Source organism: Halomonas heilongjiangensis (assembly GCF_002879645.1).
GTDB classification, from domain to species: domain Bacteria; phylum Pseudomonadota; class Gammaproteobacteria; order Pseudomonadales; family Halomonadaceae; genus Halomonas; species Halomonas heilongjiangensis.
The window spans coordinates 119,800-135,152 of sequence record NZ_PNRE01000100.1 but is presented as its reverse complement, the minus strand read 5'-3'; the positions used below and the strand labels follow the sequence as shown (position 1 = coordinate 135,152).

General features: G+C 68.3%; 15 protein-coding genes. 10 read left to right on the top strand and 5 right to left on the bottom strand.

Going from position 1 to position 15,353, the window contains the following annotated elements:
* Positions 1 to 93: 93 nt before the first annotated feature.
* Both C1H66_RS21135 and C1H66_RS21130 read right to left on the bottom strand, forming a co-directional pair.
* A complete protein-coding gene (locus C1H66_RS21135) occupies positions 94 to 1,044 on the bottom strand; it encodes a sugar-binding transcriptional regulator (protein WP_102629842.1) in 951 nt (316 codons plus the stop codon).
* A 79-nt stretch (positions 1,045 to 1,123) separates the two neighbouring features.
* Entirely contained in the window at positions 1,124 to 1,681 is a 558-nt protein-coding gene (locus tag C1H66_RS21130) for an NUDIX hydrolase (protein ID WP_102629841.1), read from the bottom strand.
* Positions 1,682 to 1,785: 104 nt separating this feature from the next.
* On the opposite strand from C1H66_RS21130, the gene C1H66_RS21125 reads away from it, so the two are divergent.
* The 5 genes from C1H66_RS21125 to C1H66_RS21105 all read left to right on the top strand — a co-directional run bounded on the left by C1H66_RS21125 (position 1,786) and on the right by C1H66_RS21105 (position 6,470).
* Complete coding sequence (locus tag C1H66_RS21125; RefSeq protein WP_102629840.1) at positions 1,786 to 2,430, top strand: CoA pyrophosphatase; 645 nt, start codon at positions 1,786 to 1,788, stop codon at positions 2,428 to 2,430.
* Positions 2,431 to 2,463: 33 nt separating this feature from the next.
* Entirely contained in the window at positions 2,464 to 3,126 is a 663-nt protein-coding gene (locus C1H66_RS21120; protein ID WP_102629839.1) for a 2OG-Fe(II) oxygenase, read from the top strand.
* The gene (locus tag C1H66_RS21115; protein ID WP_102629838.1) at positions 3,126 to 4,688 is read left to right on the top strand and encodes a PAS domain-containing sensor histidine kinase; all 1,563 of its coding nucleotides are present in this window, start codon (positions 3,126 to 3,128) and stop codon (positions 4,686 to 4,688) included. The genes C1H66_RS21120 and C1H66_RS21115 overlap by 1 nt, the downstream gene beginning before the upstream one ends.
* Positions 4,689 to 4,704: 16 nt before the next feature.
* Positions 4,705 to 5,355: a response regulator transcription factor gene (locus C1H66_RS21110; protein WP_102629837.1), complete on the top strand. Its 651-nt coding sequence runs from the start codon at positions 4,705 to 4,707 to the stop codon at positions 5,353 to 5,355.
* Positions 5,356 to 5,429: 74 nt separating this feature from the next.
* Complete coding sequence (locus tag C1H66_RS21105) at positions 5,430 to 6,470, top strand: fatty acid desaturase (protein WP_102629836.1); 1,041 nt, start codon at positions 5,430 to 5,432, stop codon at positions 6,468 to 6,470.
* Here the strand turns inward: C1H66_RS21105 and C1H66_RS21100 are convergent.
* From C1H66_RS21100 to C1H66_RS21090, 3 genes are all read right to left on the bottom strand, one after another.
* Positions 6,467 to 7,492 carry a L,D-transpeptidase family protein gene (locus tag C1H66_RS21100; RefSeq protein WP_181423462.1) on the bottom strand — a complete coding sequence of 342 codons (1,026 nt, stop codon included), beginning with the start codon at positions 7,490 to 7,492 and terminating at the stop codon, positions 6,467 to 6,469. The two genes, C1H66_RS21105 and C1H66_RS21100, sit on opposite strands and share 4 nt — an antisense overlap.
* Before the next feature lie 208 nt (positions 7,493 to 7,700).
* The gene (gene cls, locus C1H66_RS21095; protein ID WP_102629834.1) at positions 7,701 to 9,146 is read right to left on the bottom strand and encodes a cardiolipin synthase; all 1,446 of its coding nucleotides are present in this window, start codon (positions 9,144 to 9,146) and stop codon (positions 7,701 to 7,703) included.
* Positions 9,143 to 9,604 (bottom strand): hypothetical protein, encoded by a 462-nt coding sequence (locus tag C1H66_RS21090; protein ID WP_205738717.1) that lies wholly within the window; start codon positions 9,602 to 9,604, stop codon positions 9,143 to 9,145. Before C1H66_RS21090 ends, cls begins: the two co-directional genes overlap by 4 nt.
* A 311-nt stretch (positions 9,605 to 9,915) precedes the next feature.
* Between C1H66_RS21090 and C1H66_RS21085 the strand changes: the two genes are divergently transcribed.
* The 5 genes from C1H66_RS21085 to C1H66_RS21065 all read left to right on the top strand — a co-directional run bounded on the left by C1H66_RS21085 (position 9,916) and on the right by C1H66_RS21065 (position 15,333).
* Positions 9,916 to 10,374, top strand: a complete 459-nt coding sequence (locus C1H66_RS21085) for an ATPase (protein WP_102629832.1) — start codon at positions 9,916 to 9,918, stop codon at positions 10,372 to 10,374.
* Between the two features lie 117 nt (positions 10,375 to 10,491).
* The gene (locus C1H66_RS21080; RefSeq protein WP_170064210.1) at positions 10,492 to 11,448 is read left to right on the top strand and encodes an HlyD family secretion protein; all 957 of its coding nucleotides are present in this window, start codon (positions 10,492 to 10,494) and stop codon (positions 11,446 to 11,448) included.
* On the top strand, positions 11,445 to 13,145 hold the full coding sequence (locus C1H66_RS21075) for an ATP-binding cassette domain-containing protein (RefSeq protein ID WP_102629830.1): 1,701 nt from the start codon (positions 11,445 to 11,447) through the stop codon (positions 13,143 to 13,145). Before C1H66_RS21080 ends, C1H66_RS21075 begins: the two co-directional genes overlap by 4 nt.
* Positions 13,142 to 14,239, top strand: a complete 1,098-nt coding sequence (locus C1H66_RS21070) for an ABC transporter permease (RefSeq protein ID WP_102629829.1) — start codon at positions 13,142 to 13,144, stop codon at positions 14,237 to 14,239. Before C1H66_RS21075 ends, C1H66_RS21070 begins: the two co-directional genes overlap by 4 nt.
* Positions 14,239 to 15,333, top strand: a complete 1,095-nt coding sequence (locus tag C1H66_RS21065; RefSeq protein ID WP_102629828.1) for an ABC transporter permease — start codon at positions 14,239 to 14,241, stop codon at positions 15,331 to 15,333. Before C1H66_RS21070 ends, C1H66_RS21065 begins: the two co-directional genes overlap by 1 nt.
* The last annotated feature ends 20 nt before the right edge of the window (positions 15,334 to 15,353 follow it).

The following is a 15,353-nucleotide window of genomic DNA, read 5'->3' as shown; positions in this document are numbered from 1 at the left end:
CGATCAAATGATCGAACATGCCCCGAAAAAAAGCAAAGCCTCGGGTATTAGACTTTAGGTACAGATTTCAGCGATTGCGGATAATGCGCTGCGTCACGACGCCTCGGTGAGATAGCGGGCCGCCGTCTCGTCGGTGATCAGCCCATTGAGCCAACCGCCGCGCAGGGACGCCAGCAGGGCCGGCCCCTTCTCCCGGCCGCCCGCGATGGCCACCAGGGGCTGATCGCTCAGCATCTCCAGCGGCAGGCTGGTGACACGGCGGGTGATGGAGCAGTCGATGACCTCACCGTCGCGGTTCATCGGCCAGCCGAGCAGCTCGCCCACCGCCTCGAGATCCAGCAGCTCCTCGAGGTCGCTCTCGTCGATGAAGTGGTCCTGGAAGAGCGTCGCCTGGCGGTCGATGCGCCCCACGCCGATGAAGGCGGTCTCGGCCTGCTTGGCCACCGCCATGATCGCCTGGAACAGGCGCTGCCCGCGCATCGCCTCCTTCTCCTCCACCGAGTCGGCGACCACCGGGGTGGGCAGCAGGAAACGCTCGCCGCCGGTCTTGTCGGCCAGCACCATGACGCCGTCGTAGCGGTTGGCGGAACCGTCACGCGCCACGTTGCCGACCAGCGAGACGAAGCGGTGCTGCGGCCGATCGTGACGACTCATGGCCTCGACGGTCGCGCGCACCGAGCGCCCCGTCCCCAGCGACAGGGTCAGCGGCTCGCTGCGCACCACCAGGCGGGACACCCGCTCCGCCCCGGCCGCCGCCAGATAGGCGGCGGCGCCGTCGGGGGCATCCGGCTCGGCCGGCACCACGTCGCAGTAGTCCAGGCCATAGCGGTCGCGGATGGCCGCGGCCATGGCCATGCAGGCGGAGATCGGATGATCGATGCGCACCTTGATCAGGCCCTCCTGCCGGGCCAGGGCCAGCAGGCGCTGCACGCCGGGCCGGGACACCCCGAGCTGCAGGGCGATCTCGTCCTGGGTGATCCCTCCCACATAGGACATCCAGGCGGCCCGCGCGGCCTGGTCCAGCTTGCGTTCGAACTTGTCCACGGCCTGTCATCCTCGTTCCGCCGGTACGACGGTGTTCATGATACCGTCGCCACTCCCTACGATCCCGGTCCCGCCCCGATCAGGCGGAACCGAAGTAGCGCTCGCGATCCGCCGCGGTGATATCGCTGATATGCAGCGGGAAATGGCCGTCGCCGCGGTCGGCATAGAAATGGCGCAGGGTGCGCTCGATGGTGGGAAAGGCGAGCTCGTCCCAGGGGATCTCGTGCTCCTCGAACAGCGCCACCTCGAGGCTCTCCGGACCGACGTCGAAGCTGCCCGCCAGGTCCGCCCGGAAGATCATGTAGACCTGGTTGATGTGCGGCAGGTTGATCAGGGTATAGAGGCCGTGGATGCTGACCTCGGCGCAGGCCTCCTCGCGGGTCTCCCGGGCGGCGGCCTCGACGGTGGTCTCGGCGTTCTCCATGAAGCCGGCCGGCAGGGTCCAGAAGCCCTTGCGCGGCGCGATGGCCCGGCGGCACAGCAGCACCCGTGAGCCACTCACCGGCAGGGTGCCGGCGACGATGCGGGGGTTCTGGTAGTGGATGGTGCCGCACTCGTCGCACAGGTAGCGCGGACGGTCATCCCCGTCCGGAATGGCGAAGCGCACGGTATGGCCGCAGTGGCTGCAGAAGTTCATGGTGCTCCCTGGCAAGCTGGCGAGCGGCCCGGATGCCGCCCGACTCCGGGCTTGACGCCGGCGACGGCGGCCGGGTAGAAGGGATCAAACCCGATGGAAACCCCATGTTAGAGAAACTTCGCGAACGCCTGCAAGCACACCGGCCGCAGCGGCTGGCGCTCGACCTGCCCCAGGCCGCGGTGCTGATACCGATCGTCGACCGCCACGCGCCGACCCTGCTGTTCACCCGCCGCGCCGATCACCTCACCACCCACAGCGGCCAGGTGGCCTTTCCCGGCGGCAAGCGCGAGGAGCAGGACCCGGACCTGTTGAGCACGGCGCTGCGCGAATCCCTCGAGGAGATCGCCCTGCCCCGCGAACGGGTCGAGCTGCTCGGCCGGCTCTCGGACGTCATCTCGCTGCACGGCATCAGCGTCACCCCCTACGTGGGCCTGATTCCCCCGGACCTGCCGCTCGTGCCCGACCTCAACGAGCTGGATGCGATCTTCGAGGTGCCGCTGTCGCTGTTCCTCGAGGACCGTCGCCACCACACCGACGTGATCCCGGTGAACGGCCGGCCGTACTTTGTGCCGAGCTACCATGTCGCCGGCCAGGTGATCTGGGGGCTCTCGGCCATGATGCTGGTGGAGCTGCTGGCCGAGGGCTTCGGCCGCGAGATCAGCCTCCACCGCGAGCCTGCGGGCGGTCGGCTGTGCTATTTTCCCGAGCGACTCCTGCGGGCCCGGGATGGCCTGACCCAGGCCCCCTGACCCCCCTCTCTTCTGCCGCATGGGGACACACCACTGACACCACGACTCGCACGCCCCGTCCTGGACCCCGCCGCCCTGCCTCGCCTGGTCGACGCCCTGGTGGAACAGGGCTGGTACGTCGGCGAGGACGTCATCGACGCCGACCTCTGCGCCGAGCTCCACCGCGAGCTGATGGCCCTGGCCGACCACCATGCCCTGGACCCCGCCGGCATCGGCCGCGGCCAGGCGCATGCGCTGCGCCGCGACGTCCGCGGTGACGCCATTCGCTGGCTCGACCGCGAGAGCCCGGCCCAGCGCCGCTACCTCGAGGCCATGGGCGAACTGCAGAACGCGCTCAACCAGGCGCTGTTCCTGGGGCTCTTCGAGTACGAGGCCCACTTCGCCCACTACCCGCCCGGTGCCTTCTACCAGCGCCATCTCGACAGCTTTCGGGGCCGCGCCAACCGGGTCATCTCCACCGTGGGCTACCTCAACCCGGACTGGCCCGCCGACGGCGGCGGCGAGATGGTGCTCTTCGACGCCATGGATCTCGAGCGCGAGGTGGCCCGGGTGCGCCCCGCCGCCGGCACCTTCGCCTGCTTCCTCTCCGAGACCGTTCCCCACGAGGTGCTGCCCACCCGCCTGCCGCGAGCCAGCATCGCCGGCTGGTTCCGGCGCAACGCCTCGCTGGGTGGCCGGGTGGACCCGGCGCGCTGATGGCGGGCGACGACGACACCCGCCGGCGCCCGTCGCGGCGGGCCGTGCTCGAGGCCCGCTGTGCCGAGCTCGAGGCCCGCAACGCGGCCCTCGAGGTGGAGAAACGCCATTACCAATGGCTCGCGGAGAGCACCACCGACCTGATCTCGCGCCACGCCCGGGACGGTACCTTCCTCTACGCCTCGCGGGCCGCCCGCGACCTGCTCGGCTATGACCCCGAGGAGCTGATCGGCGCCTCCGCCTACGACCTCTTCCACCCGGCGGACCTGGCCGACCTGCTCAACAAGTCGCCGCGGGTCTACTATCACGACGGCTTCTACCAGCAGACCTACCGCTTCCGCGCCCGGGACGGTCACTACGTCTGGTTAGAGACCACCAGCCGCACCCGCCGCGACCCGGCCACCGGCGAACTGCTCGACATCCTCTGCGTCTCCCGCGACGTGGGCCGGCGCATCCGCGCCGAGGCCAACCGCGAGCGCCTCGCCCGGGTGGTCGAATCCACCACCGACTATGTGCTGTTCGTCGACGGCCAGGAGCGGCTCTTCTACTCCAACGAGGCCGCGCGCCGGCTGCTTTCCCTGCCCCGCGAGGGGGGCGATGCCCGCCTCGAGCAGGCCTATACGCCGGCGTCGCTGGCCGAGCTGCGCGAGATCGTGCTGCCCGCCGTGGCCCGCTACGGCTCCTGGAGCGGCGAGCTGGAGATGTGCGGCCCGCGGGGGCCGGTGCCGGTGCTCAGCGTGGTGCTCGCCCACCGCGGCCCAGGCGCCGAGCCCGACCACCTCTCGCTGCTCAACCGCGACATCGGCCTGCGCAAGGCCGCCGAGGCACAGGCCCGCCGCCACCAGGAGCAGATCGCCCACGCCAACCGCCTGGCCACCACCGGCGAGCTGGCCTCCAACATCGCCCACGAACTCAACCAGCCGCTGGGCGCCATCGCCAACTACGCCAGCGGCGCCCTGGGGCAGCTCGCCGCCGACCCGTGCCGGCCGGCCGGCGACCTGAAACTGCCGCTGACGCGCATCAGCGACCAGGTCCAGCGCCTGGCCGAGCGGCTGCGCCATATCCGCACCTTCGTGCGCAAGGGCCAGACGCGCCCGCGGCCGGTGGTGCTCGCCGAGGTGGTCGACGCCGCCTGCCGGCTCTGCGAATGGCAGTACCACCAGGCCGGCGTGCGGCTCGCCCACGAGCTCGCCGCCACCCTGCCGCGGGTACAGGCCGACCCGGTGGCGCTCGAGCAGGTACTGGTCAACCTGCTGCTCAACGCCCTGGAGGCGAGCCGCGACCATCCCGGTGCCGACCGGGTCGAGATCCGGGCGCAGCGCACCGGCCCGCGGGAGGTCACCTTCACGGTCGGCGACCGCGGCCCGGGCATCGCGGCGGGCGACAGCGAACGCATCTTCGCCCCCTTCCACTCCACTCGCCCCGACGGCCTGGGCATGGGGCTCGCCATCAGCCACTCGCTGATGGAGGCCATGGGCGGCCGCCTGGCGCTGGCCCCGGACGACGGTTCCGGCGGTGCCACCTTTGCCGGTACACTGCTCACCGAGCCCACCCCGCCTTGACTGCCCGGAGCCCCGCGTGACCGAGACCGCCAGTCCCCCGCCCTGTATCGCCGTGGTCGACGACGACGAGGCCCTGCGCGACTCCCTCGCCTGGCTGCTGGAATCGGTGGGCCTGTCGACGCGTGCCTACGGCGACGGCGAGGCCTTCCTCGCCACCCTGCCCGAGGCCCACGACGCCATCCTGCTCGACGTGCGCATGCCCGGCCTGTCCGGCCTGCAGGTGCAGCAACGGCTCAACGAGCGCGGCGACGCCACCCCGGTGATCTTCATGACCGGCCACGGCGACGTGCCCATGGCGGTGGCGGCGCTCAAGGCCGGCGCCTTCGACTTCATCGAGAAACCCTTCAACCACCAGCAGCTGATCGACTGCGTGCAGCAGGCGCTGGCCGAGCACCAGCGCGAGCGCCTGGCCCGATCACGGCTCGAGGCCCTCCAGGCGCGCTACGCCACCCTGCGCCCCAAGGAGCAGCGGATCCTGGTGCACGTGGCCGAGGGCATGACCAGCCGCGAGATCGCCGACCACCTCGGCGTCAGCGCCAAGACCGTGGAGGTCTACCGGCTGCGCGCCATGAAGGCGCTGGGGGCGGCCAACCTCGCCGAGCTGGTCAGGATCTGCGTGGCGCTGGGGCTGGTGGAGGCGCTACCGACGGCACCTCGGCAGCGGTAGGTGGAGACGGTTCCTCCACCGGAGGGTGCGGTACCGTACAGACTTCGTGCGTGCCGGACACCAACCTACGATTCATGGATCTCTCAGCGCCGACTATCGACATCACCGCCGAGCCACGGGCATTGAAGCGCGCCCTGGGCGAGTACCGCACGCCGCGCCTGGCGCGCAGCATCGTGGAACTCACGGTCACGGTGATCCCCTTCGCCGCCCTCTGGATACTGATGTGGGGCACCCTGAGCGCCGGCTACTGGCTTGGCCTGTTGTTCGCCGTGCCCGCCGCGGGCTTTCTCGTGCGCTTGTTCATGATCCAGCACGACTGCAGCCACGGGTCATTCTTTCGTTCCCGACATGCCAATGACTGGGTCGGCCGAGCCATCGGCGTCTTGACCCTGACGCCCTACGATCTCTGGCGGCACAGCCATGCCCTCCACCATGCCGGCTCCGGCAATCTCGATCGCCCGCGTGTCGGCGGCATCGACACCCTGACCGTGCGCGAGTACCGGGGCTTGCCGCGAACGCAGCGGCTCCTCTATCGCTTGTATCGGCACCCGCTGGTGCTGTTCGGTGTCGGCCCGACGTACCTGTTCATCCTGGACCATCGCCTGCCAGTGGGCTTCATGCGCGCAGGCTGGATGCCCTGGCTGAGCACCATGAGCACCAACGCGGCGATCGCGCTGCTCGTCACCACCATGATCTGGCTGGTCGGCGTGATCCCCTTCCTGCTCGTGCAACTGCCCATCACGCTTCTCGCCTCATCGATCGGCGTCTGGCTGTTCTATGTCCAGCACCAGTTCGAGGCCACCCTGTGGGAGCACGACGCCGACTGGACGTTCCACGAGACGGCGCTGTACGGCAGCTCCCACTATGACCTGCCGGGCCCCCTGCGCTGGATCACCGCCAATATCGGGATCCACCATGTCCATCACCTCTGCAGCCGCATCCCCTCCTATCGGCTGCCCGAAGTGCTGCGCGACCATCCCGCACTCCGCCATATCGGCCGCCTCACCCTGGGGCAAAGCCTCGAGTCGGTGCGGCTCGTGCTGTGGGATGAGGAGCAGCGTCGCCTGGTCTCCTTTGCCGAGGCGCACGGGGCGGCCACCGACCGGGCTCGCTAGACCTTGACCTCGTCGAGGAAGCCGTTGCCGCTGTCGGCGGCGGGTGCCTTCTCGGGTTCGGGGGGCGGCTCCAGGGCGACGACCCGGCCATCGGGGGCGTCGAGCAGGCGGCGCAGCTGCTCGTAGTCGAGCACCATGGCGGCTCCGTCGTCGGCCCGCTCGAGCAGGGAGAGCGTCTCGAGCAGCGCCGCCATGCCCTCCTCCTGATCCTCGAGCGCGGCATAGGCCTGCACATAGGGGGTGCCATCGGCCCAACCGGCCTTGATCGGCTGGTCGACGAGTTCGACCCGGGTGCCATCCGGCACGCGACCGAACACCGACGCGATGTCCTCCGGGAACATGCGGATGCAGCCACGGCTGGCACGCATGCCGACGCCGTCGGGCTGGTTGGTGCCATGGATCAGGTAGCCGGGGATGTCGAGCAGGATGGCGTGGCGGCCCAGGGGGTTGTCGGGCCCCGGCGGCACCACCCCCGGCGCCGACTCGCCGCGCGCGGCGGCCTCCTCGCGAACCGAACGCGGGGGGTACCAGGCCGGATCCTCCAGGCGCATGGTGGTCTTGGTTACCCCCAGGGGCGTGTCGAAGCCCTCGCGGCCGATGCCGATCGGGTAGGTCTCGACCCGCGGCGCCTCCCCCGTCTTCGTCTCGGGAAAGTAGTAGAGGCGCAGTTCAGCGATGTTGATCACGACGCCGGTGCGCTCGGTATCGGGCAGAATGAAGCGTGCCGGGATCACCACTTCGGTGCCTTCGCCCGGCACCCAGATGCTGACCTCCGGATTGGCCCGGCGGATCTCCTCGTAGCCCACGTTGTGCTCGCGGGCCACGTCGAGCAGCGTCTCGTCCCCGCGGGTCTCGACGGTGTAGACCTCGCCGATCACGTCGCCTTCCGCGGGCAACGGGTAATGCCCTCTGGGCCACTCGGGCTCCTCTTCGGCCAGGGTACCGGCCGAGAAGAGCAGGCCACCGGCTGCCAGCAGGCCGCCCAGGGTCCGCCTCAACCACCGCGGGGCTTGCCCCGACATCCCAGGATTACATCTCGCCATTGCCATCTTCTCGCCTCATCCATGTTGCCGCGGTCCGCGAGACCTCGGCGAAATCATCATGCGAACAGTGTACCGGGGGAGCGCCCCGATCATGAGCAGGAACACTGTTGGGTTTTGTCACAAAGGCCTCCCCAACCTTACGCAGGGCCCTGTCCCCCTGTCCCCCTGCCCCCCTGGCAGCCGGCGATCACAGCACCGGCGCCAGCAGATGGGCCGCCCGCGCCGCCACCCGGTGCCAGAGCGGCTGGTCTTCGATGTCCTCGCGCCGCATCTGCCGGGCTCGAGCGAAGTCCTCCTCGAACATCGCCTCGACCTCGGCGGCGAACGCCGGGTCCATTACCAGCGCCGTCACCTCGAAGTTCAACCGGAAGGAGCGGTTGTCCAGGTTCACCGTTCCCACGGCGGCACCGACATCATCCACCAGGAAGGCCTTGCCGTGCAGGAAGCCCTCCTGGAAGCGACGCACTTCGACCCCGGCCTCCAGCAGCGGCCCGAGAAAGGCATAGGCGGCGAAGTAGGTCAGGGGGTTGTCCGGCCGCTCCGGGATCAGGATGCGCACGTCCACCCCACTCAGGGCGGCCAGCTTGAGCATCGACAGCACGCCCTCGTCGGGTACGAAATAGGGACTCGAGATCCAGATCCGCTCGTGGGCGGCATGAATCGCCTGCTGGATCATCAGGCTGGCGGTTTCGAAACGATCCGCCGGCCCCGAGGGCAGGATCAACACCGGGGTGGCGTGGTGCGACGGCACCACCGGTTCCCAAGGCAGGTCGGGGAGCTCCTCGGTGGCCCAGTGCCAGTCCTCGAGGAATACCAGCTGTAGTGCCAGGGCGGCCGGCCCCTCGATCATCAGGTGCGTGTCCCGCCATGGCCCGATACGGGGGTGACCCTGCAGGTATTCGTCGCCGACGTTGAGACCGCCGACCCAGGCCCTGACACCGTCGGCCACGACGATCTTGCGATGGTTGCGGAAGTTCAACTGGAAGCGGTTACCCAGCCCCCGGGTGGAGTGGAAACGGTGGACCCTGATGCCGGCATCTTCCAGGGTCTGCAGGTAAGCGCCCGGCAGTGCATAGCTACCGATCTCGTCATAGAGAAAATAGACCTCGACCCCCTGCCGGGCCCGTTCGATCAGTCGCGCCTGCAATGCCAGCCCCAATTCGTCGGCCCTGACGATGTAGAACTGCACCAGCAGATAGCGCTCCGCCGACTCGATGCCGGCGAACAGGCTCTCGAATGTCTGTGCGCCATCGATCAAGAGCTCCACCCGGTTGCTGCCGAGAAAGGGCAGCCTGGCCAACTGCTCCACTCCGGCCAGGTGCTTGTCGCTCTGGGCCGCCGCCACTCGGTGCGAACGCAGCTCGGCCAGCTTGTCAGCCAACGCCCTGGTCAGCTCAGAGTCCTCGTCACGCCGCGAGGTGGCATAGCCCTGGAACTTGGTGCGCCCGAAGACCCAATAGGCGGGCACCGCCACATAGGGCACGGTATTGAGCGACACGATCCAGGCAATGGCCCCCTGGGCGGTGCGGCTCGACATCATGGCGTCCACCGACGAGGCCAGGCCCACCAGATGCACAATGCCGAGCAGCAGCAGCAACCGGCGCCAGGGCCGACGACGTTTGGCACCCGTCACTCCTGAACCTCGCTTCCCGCACCGGCACGCTCGCCGCACGCCATCAGCCAACGCTCGCCGAGCATCTGGCGATGCACCAGCCAGACGAGCAGCGGCGGCAAGACGAGCCACTGCAGCAGTGGGGCCAGCCCCGTTCCCAGCAGCGGGAGGGTGGGCATCAGCTCAGCGTATTGCCAGCGGTCCTGGAGCACGGTGGCATGCCACTCCAGTCCTATCGTGATCGCGACGCCGACTGCCACGAAGCCGAATAGCGCCGGGGCATCGGGACAACGAATCCAGGCCCGCCGCCGTACAGCCGCCACGCTCCAGAAGGCCACGAGCGCGATGAGCACGTCCCCCAGTGCCGCCCGGGTGCAGAAGCGCACCGCGTCCCAGTGCGTCATGGTCGGCATGCCGGCGAAGAGCGGCACCTGCAGGAACTCCCACGGATAGTTCAGCAGAAAGGCGAACAGCGTCACGTTGAACTCCGGCGTGGCCAGTCCCCGCTTCAGCCCGCCAGGCCTGGATGGTCCCACCGCCATGACTTACCTCCGGAACAGGTACGGCGTCGACAGCGCCCAGCGGACCAGCTTGGCTACCGACTAGAGACGCAGTGTTCCATGGTGATCGGTGCCAGGCAATCTTGACGACCTCGATGGGACATGCGGGCTGGCCAGCACAGCTCGCCTTGACGCGGATCAAGCCGACCCGGGAGCCATTGGACTACGCTGAAAACGTTGTTACCTCCTCACCTGAGCCATCCCCCCGGCTCCTCAAGCGAGATCGACCGATGTACGTTTCAACCTTTCACGATGTGGTCGAGTGGACACGGGCATTGCATCAACACTTGGCTGAGTGCCTGCAGCACTGCTCAACACAGCAGGAGGAAGAGCGCGCCAAGTGGCTGCTGGAGTATCTGGCGGAACACGAGGCGGCCCTGGAAAGGGCCGTGGCCGGCTTCGAGGGGCAGGCCGCCCCCAAGGCATTGAATACCTGGCTCTACGACTACATTTCCTACGCGCCCATCAAGTCCCACCTGTCGTGCAGCGCGCCCTATGCGGAGATGAGCTTCGACGAGATCTGCCAGGAAATCTTCGATCTCCACAGTCAGGTCATCGGCTTCTACCGCTATCTCGAGGGGCGTGCCGAGATTCCCGAGACGCGCGAGCTGATCGGTGAGCTGCTGAAGCTGGAGCAGCATGAAGCGATGCGCCTGGTCCACCAGACCAACCGCGCCCGGGATCTCTGAAGGGTTCATGATCCTGCCATGTCGGCAGCGAATGCGGACTGATCGTGGGAGGGTTCTCCAGCCGACACCTCTCCCGAGATGAAGGGGGGGGGAGGTGCAGAGACAATAGGAGCGGCAATGCGATACTCGCTGTGGACGATCGCGGCGATCATGCTGCTCGCCGCCGGCGGCTATCTGGGCTTCCTGGCGCTGCGACCGGCGGAACTGCCGCCCGGCTTGCTGTATGGCAGTGGCCGTATCGAAGCCACCGAGATCCGCCTTGCCGCCGAAATCCCCGGACGCGTGGTGGAAAGTTCTCTGGTCGAGGGCCGGACCGTCGGCGAGGGGGCCGAGCTGATCCGCCTGGACGATCGCCTCATTCGCCTGCAACAGGCCGAACTCGAGGCGCGCCTGAGTGCCGGTGAACAGGCAGTGGTTCGGCTCGAGCGCATGCTCGACACGGCACGCCACCATCTCGGCAATGCCGAGGCCGAGCTGCAACGCGCGCGCACCCTGCGTCGCACCGGCGCGATCCCCGCGCAGCAGTTGGAGCACAGCGAAGATCGCCGCCGCGAGGCGTCGGGCGAAGTCGAGGTACTGCAAGCGCAGCGAGCAGAGGCCACCGCCAATCTGGAGGCGCTGCGGCAGCAACGCAGCCAGCTCGCCCTCCAGCTCGACAAGACGCTGCTGCGCAGCCCCCTCGATGCCACCGTGCTGGTCAAGGCGGTGGAGATCGGCGAGGTGGTCGCGCCGGGACAGTCACTGGGCGTGCTGGTCGACCTGGGCCGCCCCCGGCTGAAGATCTACGTGACCGAACAGGTGCTGGGCCGGGTTCGGCTCGGTGCCCCGGCCCGGGTGCGGGTCAATGCCTTCCCGAACCGCTACTTCGAAGCCGAGGTCAGTGCCATCGACGGCCAGGCCCAGTTCACCCCACGCGACACTCACCTGCCCGACGAGCGGGCGCGTACCGTCTTCGGAGTGACCCTGCGGGTCACCAATCCCGACGGCGTGCTCAAGCCCGGCATGCCGGCCGACGCCTGGCTCCGCTGGCAGGACGAGGCACCGTGGCCCGACACCCTGGTCGTGCCACCATGACCGCAGTGATCCGCACCACCGGGCTGGGGCGGCGCTTCGCCGGCCGCCAGGTGCTCACAGGGGTCGAGCTGGCGGTCCAGCAGGGCGAAATCTTCGGGCTGCTGGGCCCGGACGGCGCCGGCAAGACCACGCTCATGCAGCTGTGGGCGGCGATCCTGGATCCCAGCGAGGGTCAGGCGACGGTGCTCGGCTTCGACACGGTGCGCCAGGCGGCCGAGGTGAATGCCCGGGTCGGCTACATGTCACAGGGCTTCACGCTCTATGACCGGCTCAGCGTCCTCGAGAACCTGCAGTTTGCCGCCCGTATCCGCGGCGTCGCGGCGCAGGATTTTGCCGGCCGCAGCCACGAACTGCTGGCCATGGCCGGGCTACAGGCCTACCTCGACCGACCCGCCGGCAAGCTCTCCGGCGGCATGCGCAAGAAGCTCTCGCTGTGCGCCAACCTGATTCATGCCCCACCGTTGCTGCTGCTCGACGAGCCCAGCCTGGGCGTCGATCCCGTGTCGCGCCGTGAGCTCTGGCAACTGCTGCGGCGTTACCAGCAACACGGCAGCACGGTGGTGGTCAGCACCCCCTACATGGACGAAGCGGAATACTGTGACCGGCTCGCCTTTCTCGACCAGGGCCGGGTGCTGGCGGTGGACACCCCGGCGCAGTTGCGTGCCCGGGTCCAGGGGCGGATCTACGAGGTGCGGACCGCCATGACCGCCGCCGTGCAGGCCATCCTGCGCGATGCCCCCGAGGTGCTGAATCTGCAGTGGTTGGCGGACCGATTGCGCATCCAGTTGCATGCCGGTGCCGACCTGCCGCCGGCCACCCTGGCGCGGCTGCGCGGGCTCGCCACTCTGACGCCTGCCGAGCCAGGCTTGGAGGAGACCTTCATCGCCCTGAGCACAGCAGCGGCAGCAGCGCCGCCGCCGGTGTCACCGGCCGTCATGGAAACGCAGGGTGGCGAGGTGCGGGCGGAACGACTCTGCGTGCGGTTCGGCGACTTCACTGCCGTTGACCGAGTCTCGGTCAGTGTGCCGCCGGGCGAGGTGATCGGCTGGCTGGGACCCAACGGGGCCGGCAAGACCACCCTGATCCGGGTCTTCTGCGGGTTGCTGATGCCCAGCGATGGCGAGGCCTTCGTCGCCGGCCTCTCGGTGAACCGGCAGGCACGTGCCCTGCGTAGCCGCATCGGCTACATGTCGCAGCGCTTCTCGCTCTACCCGGATCTCACGGTGGCCGAAAACCTGCGCTTCTTCGCCGGCGCCTACGGCCTTGGCGGCAAGCGTCGACGCCAGACGATCGAGTGGGCCAGTGGGATGACGGCCCTGACCGGGATGGAGGCACGCCGGGTCAGTGAGCTGTCGGCGGCGGTACGCCAGCGCCTGGCGCTGGCCTGCAGCATCCTGCACGGCCCGGCCGTGCTGTTTCTGGACGAGCCTACCTCCGGCGTCGATCCGCTCAACCGTCAGCGCTTCTGGCAGCTGATCCAGACCCTGGCCAGCGGCGGCATGACGGTGTTCGTCACCACCCATTACCTGGAAGAGGCGAGCTACTGCCACCGTCTGGGGTTGATGCACCAGGGCCGCCTGGTCGCCCTTGGCACCCTCGAGCAGCTGCGCCAGGCATTGCGGCTTCCGGCCGATGCCGGCATGGAAGCGGTCTTCCTCGGCCATATCGAGCACGCACAGCGGGAGCTGGCATCATGAACCCGAGGCGCATCGCCGCCGTGGCGACCAAGGAGGCGAAAGACGTACTGCGCGACCCGATCACCGTCGGGGTCGCGTTGATCATGCCGTTGATCATGCTGCTGTTGTTCGGCTATGCGATCACGCTCGATGTCGACGACATCACCCTGGGCGTACTGGATGAGGACCACACCCCCGCCAGTCGACAACTCACGGAAGCGTTCACGGCGAGCGGCGTCTTCCAACTCGAGCGTGAGTTGACCGACCCGCATGCAGTGGAGCGAGCCCTGCAACGCGGCGAGATCCGCTTGGCGCTGATCATCCCGCCTGGTTTCGAACGCGCCCTCACCCGCCATGAGCCGAGCCCGCTCCAACTGCTGGTGGACGGCACCTATTCCGCCACGGCGACGCTGGTCAGCAGTCATGCGCTGGCCATCGCCAGCGGCTTCGGCCATGCAGCGGGGCCGCCGGCCCTGCAGCTGGAAACCCGCGTCTGGTACAACCCCTCGCTCAGCAGCGTGCACACCGTGGTGCCCGGCCTCTATGCCGTGATCCTGATGGCCTTCCCGCCGCTGCTCACCGCGCTCGCCCTGGTGCGGGAGAAGGAGACCGGCACCATTGCGCAGATCTATGCCTCGCCGCTCTCCTCCGTCGAGTTTCTCGCCGGCAAGCTGATTCCCTACGCGATCATCGCCTTCGTGCAGATGGCGATGGTGATCGCCGTCGGTTTTCTCTGGTTCGGGGTGCCGTTCCGGGGCAGCGTCGCTTTCCTGTTGGCGATATCGCTGCTGTACGTGCTCTGTACCCTGGGGATCGGCCTGCTGGTGTCGGCCGTGACCCGTACCCAGCTGGTCGCCCTGCTGGCCGTGCTGATCGTGACCCTGATGCCCTCCATCCTGTTCTCGGGCATGCTGTTTCCGATCTTCACCATGCCCTATGTGGTCCAGCTCTACACCCTGGCCTTTCCGGGCCGCTACTTCGTCGATATCTCCCGTGGCGTGGTGCTCAAGGGCGTCGGGCTCGAGGTGCTGTGGCCGAGCATCGCCATCGTCGCCGTCTACACCCTGCTGGTCTTCGCCCTGGCGGCCTGGCGGCTGAAGAAGAAGGTGGCCTGATGCGCCTGTCGAGCCTGTTGCACAAGGAGCTGATCCAGTTCTTCCGCGATCCCGTGGTGCTGTTCCTGATCTTCTGGCTCTACACCATCGAAGTGGTGATCTGCGCCTACGCACTGGGCATGGAGATGCGCGACCTGCCGCTGGCGGTGGTCGATGCCGACGAGAGCCCGGCCAGCCGCCGCCTGATCGATGACTTCGTCGCAGGCGGCAACTTCCGTCTGGTGGCGCACCTGCGCGATGTTGCGGCGGCCGAGCCGTACCTGGAACGCGGTGAGGCACAGGCGGTACTGGTCATCCCCGTCGCTTTCGAGCGCGAACTCCAGCGCGGCGGCGGTCAGGCACTGCAGTTCCTGGCCGATGGCAGCAACGCCAACACGGCCGCCGTCGCCCGTGGCTATGCGCTGCAGACGGTGGAGGGCTTCCGGATGCGCCAGGGGACACTCGACGCGCGACAATTAGCGGCGGTAGCACCGCAACTGCGCACCTGGTACAACCCGGACCAGACCAACGTCAGCTTCACGGTACTGGCGATGATCGCCCTGGCGGGGTTGATGATCGGCGTTGTCCACCCTGCCGCCTCCATCGTCCGGGAGAAAGAGGTCGGCACCATCGAGCAGCTCATGGTCACGCCCATTCGCCGTGGCGAACTGTTCATCGCCAAGACCGTGCCCACCCTGCTGATCGGCCTGATCGCCCTCTTCCCCAGCCTGGCGCTGGTCGGCTGGTTCGGCGTACCGGTCAGAGGCAGCCTGCCGCTGTTCTTCGCCCTCACCGCGCTGTTTCTGCTCAGTGCCATCGGCCTCGGCGTCCTGGTGGCGGCGGTTTCGCGAACCCTGCAGCAGGCCCTGCTGCTCGCCTTCTTCGGCCTGTTCCCACTGATGTTCCTGTCCGGCACCATGGTGCCGGTGGAGAGCATGCCGAACCTGCTCCAGCAGCTGTCGCTGGCCAGTCCACTGCGACACTACCTGGACATCACCCTGAGCATCTTCCTCAAGGGCGCCGGCATGGAGATCCTGTGGCCCCATGCCCTCGCCCTGGCACTGATCGGCGTACCGCTGTACCTGACGGCATGGACGATATTTCGGCGCCGATGAAGCGTTGGTCACGACATGAG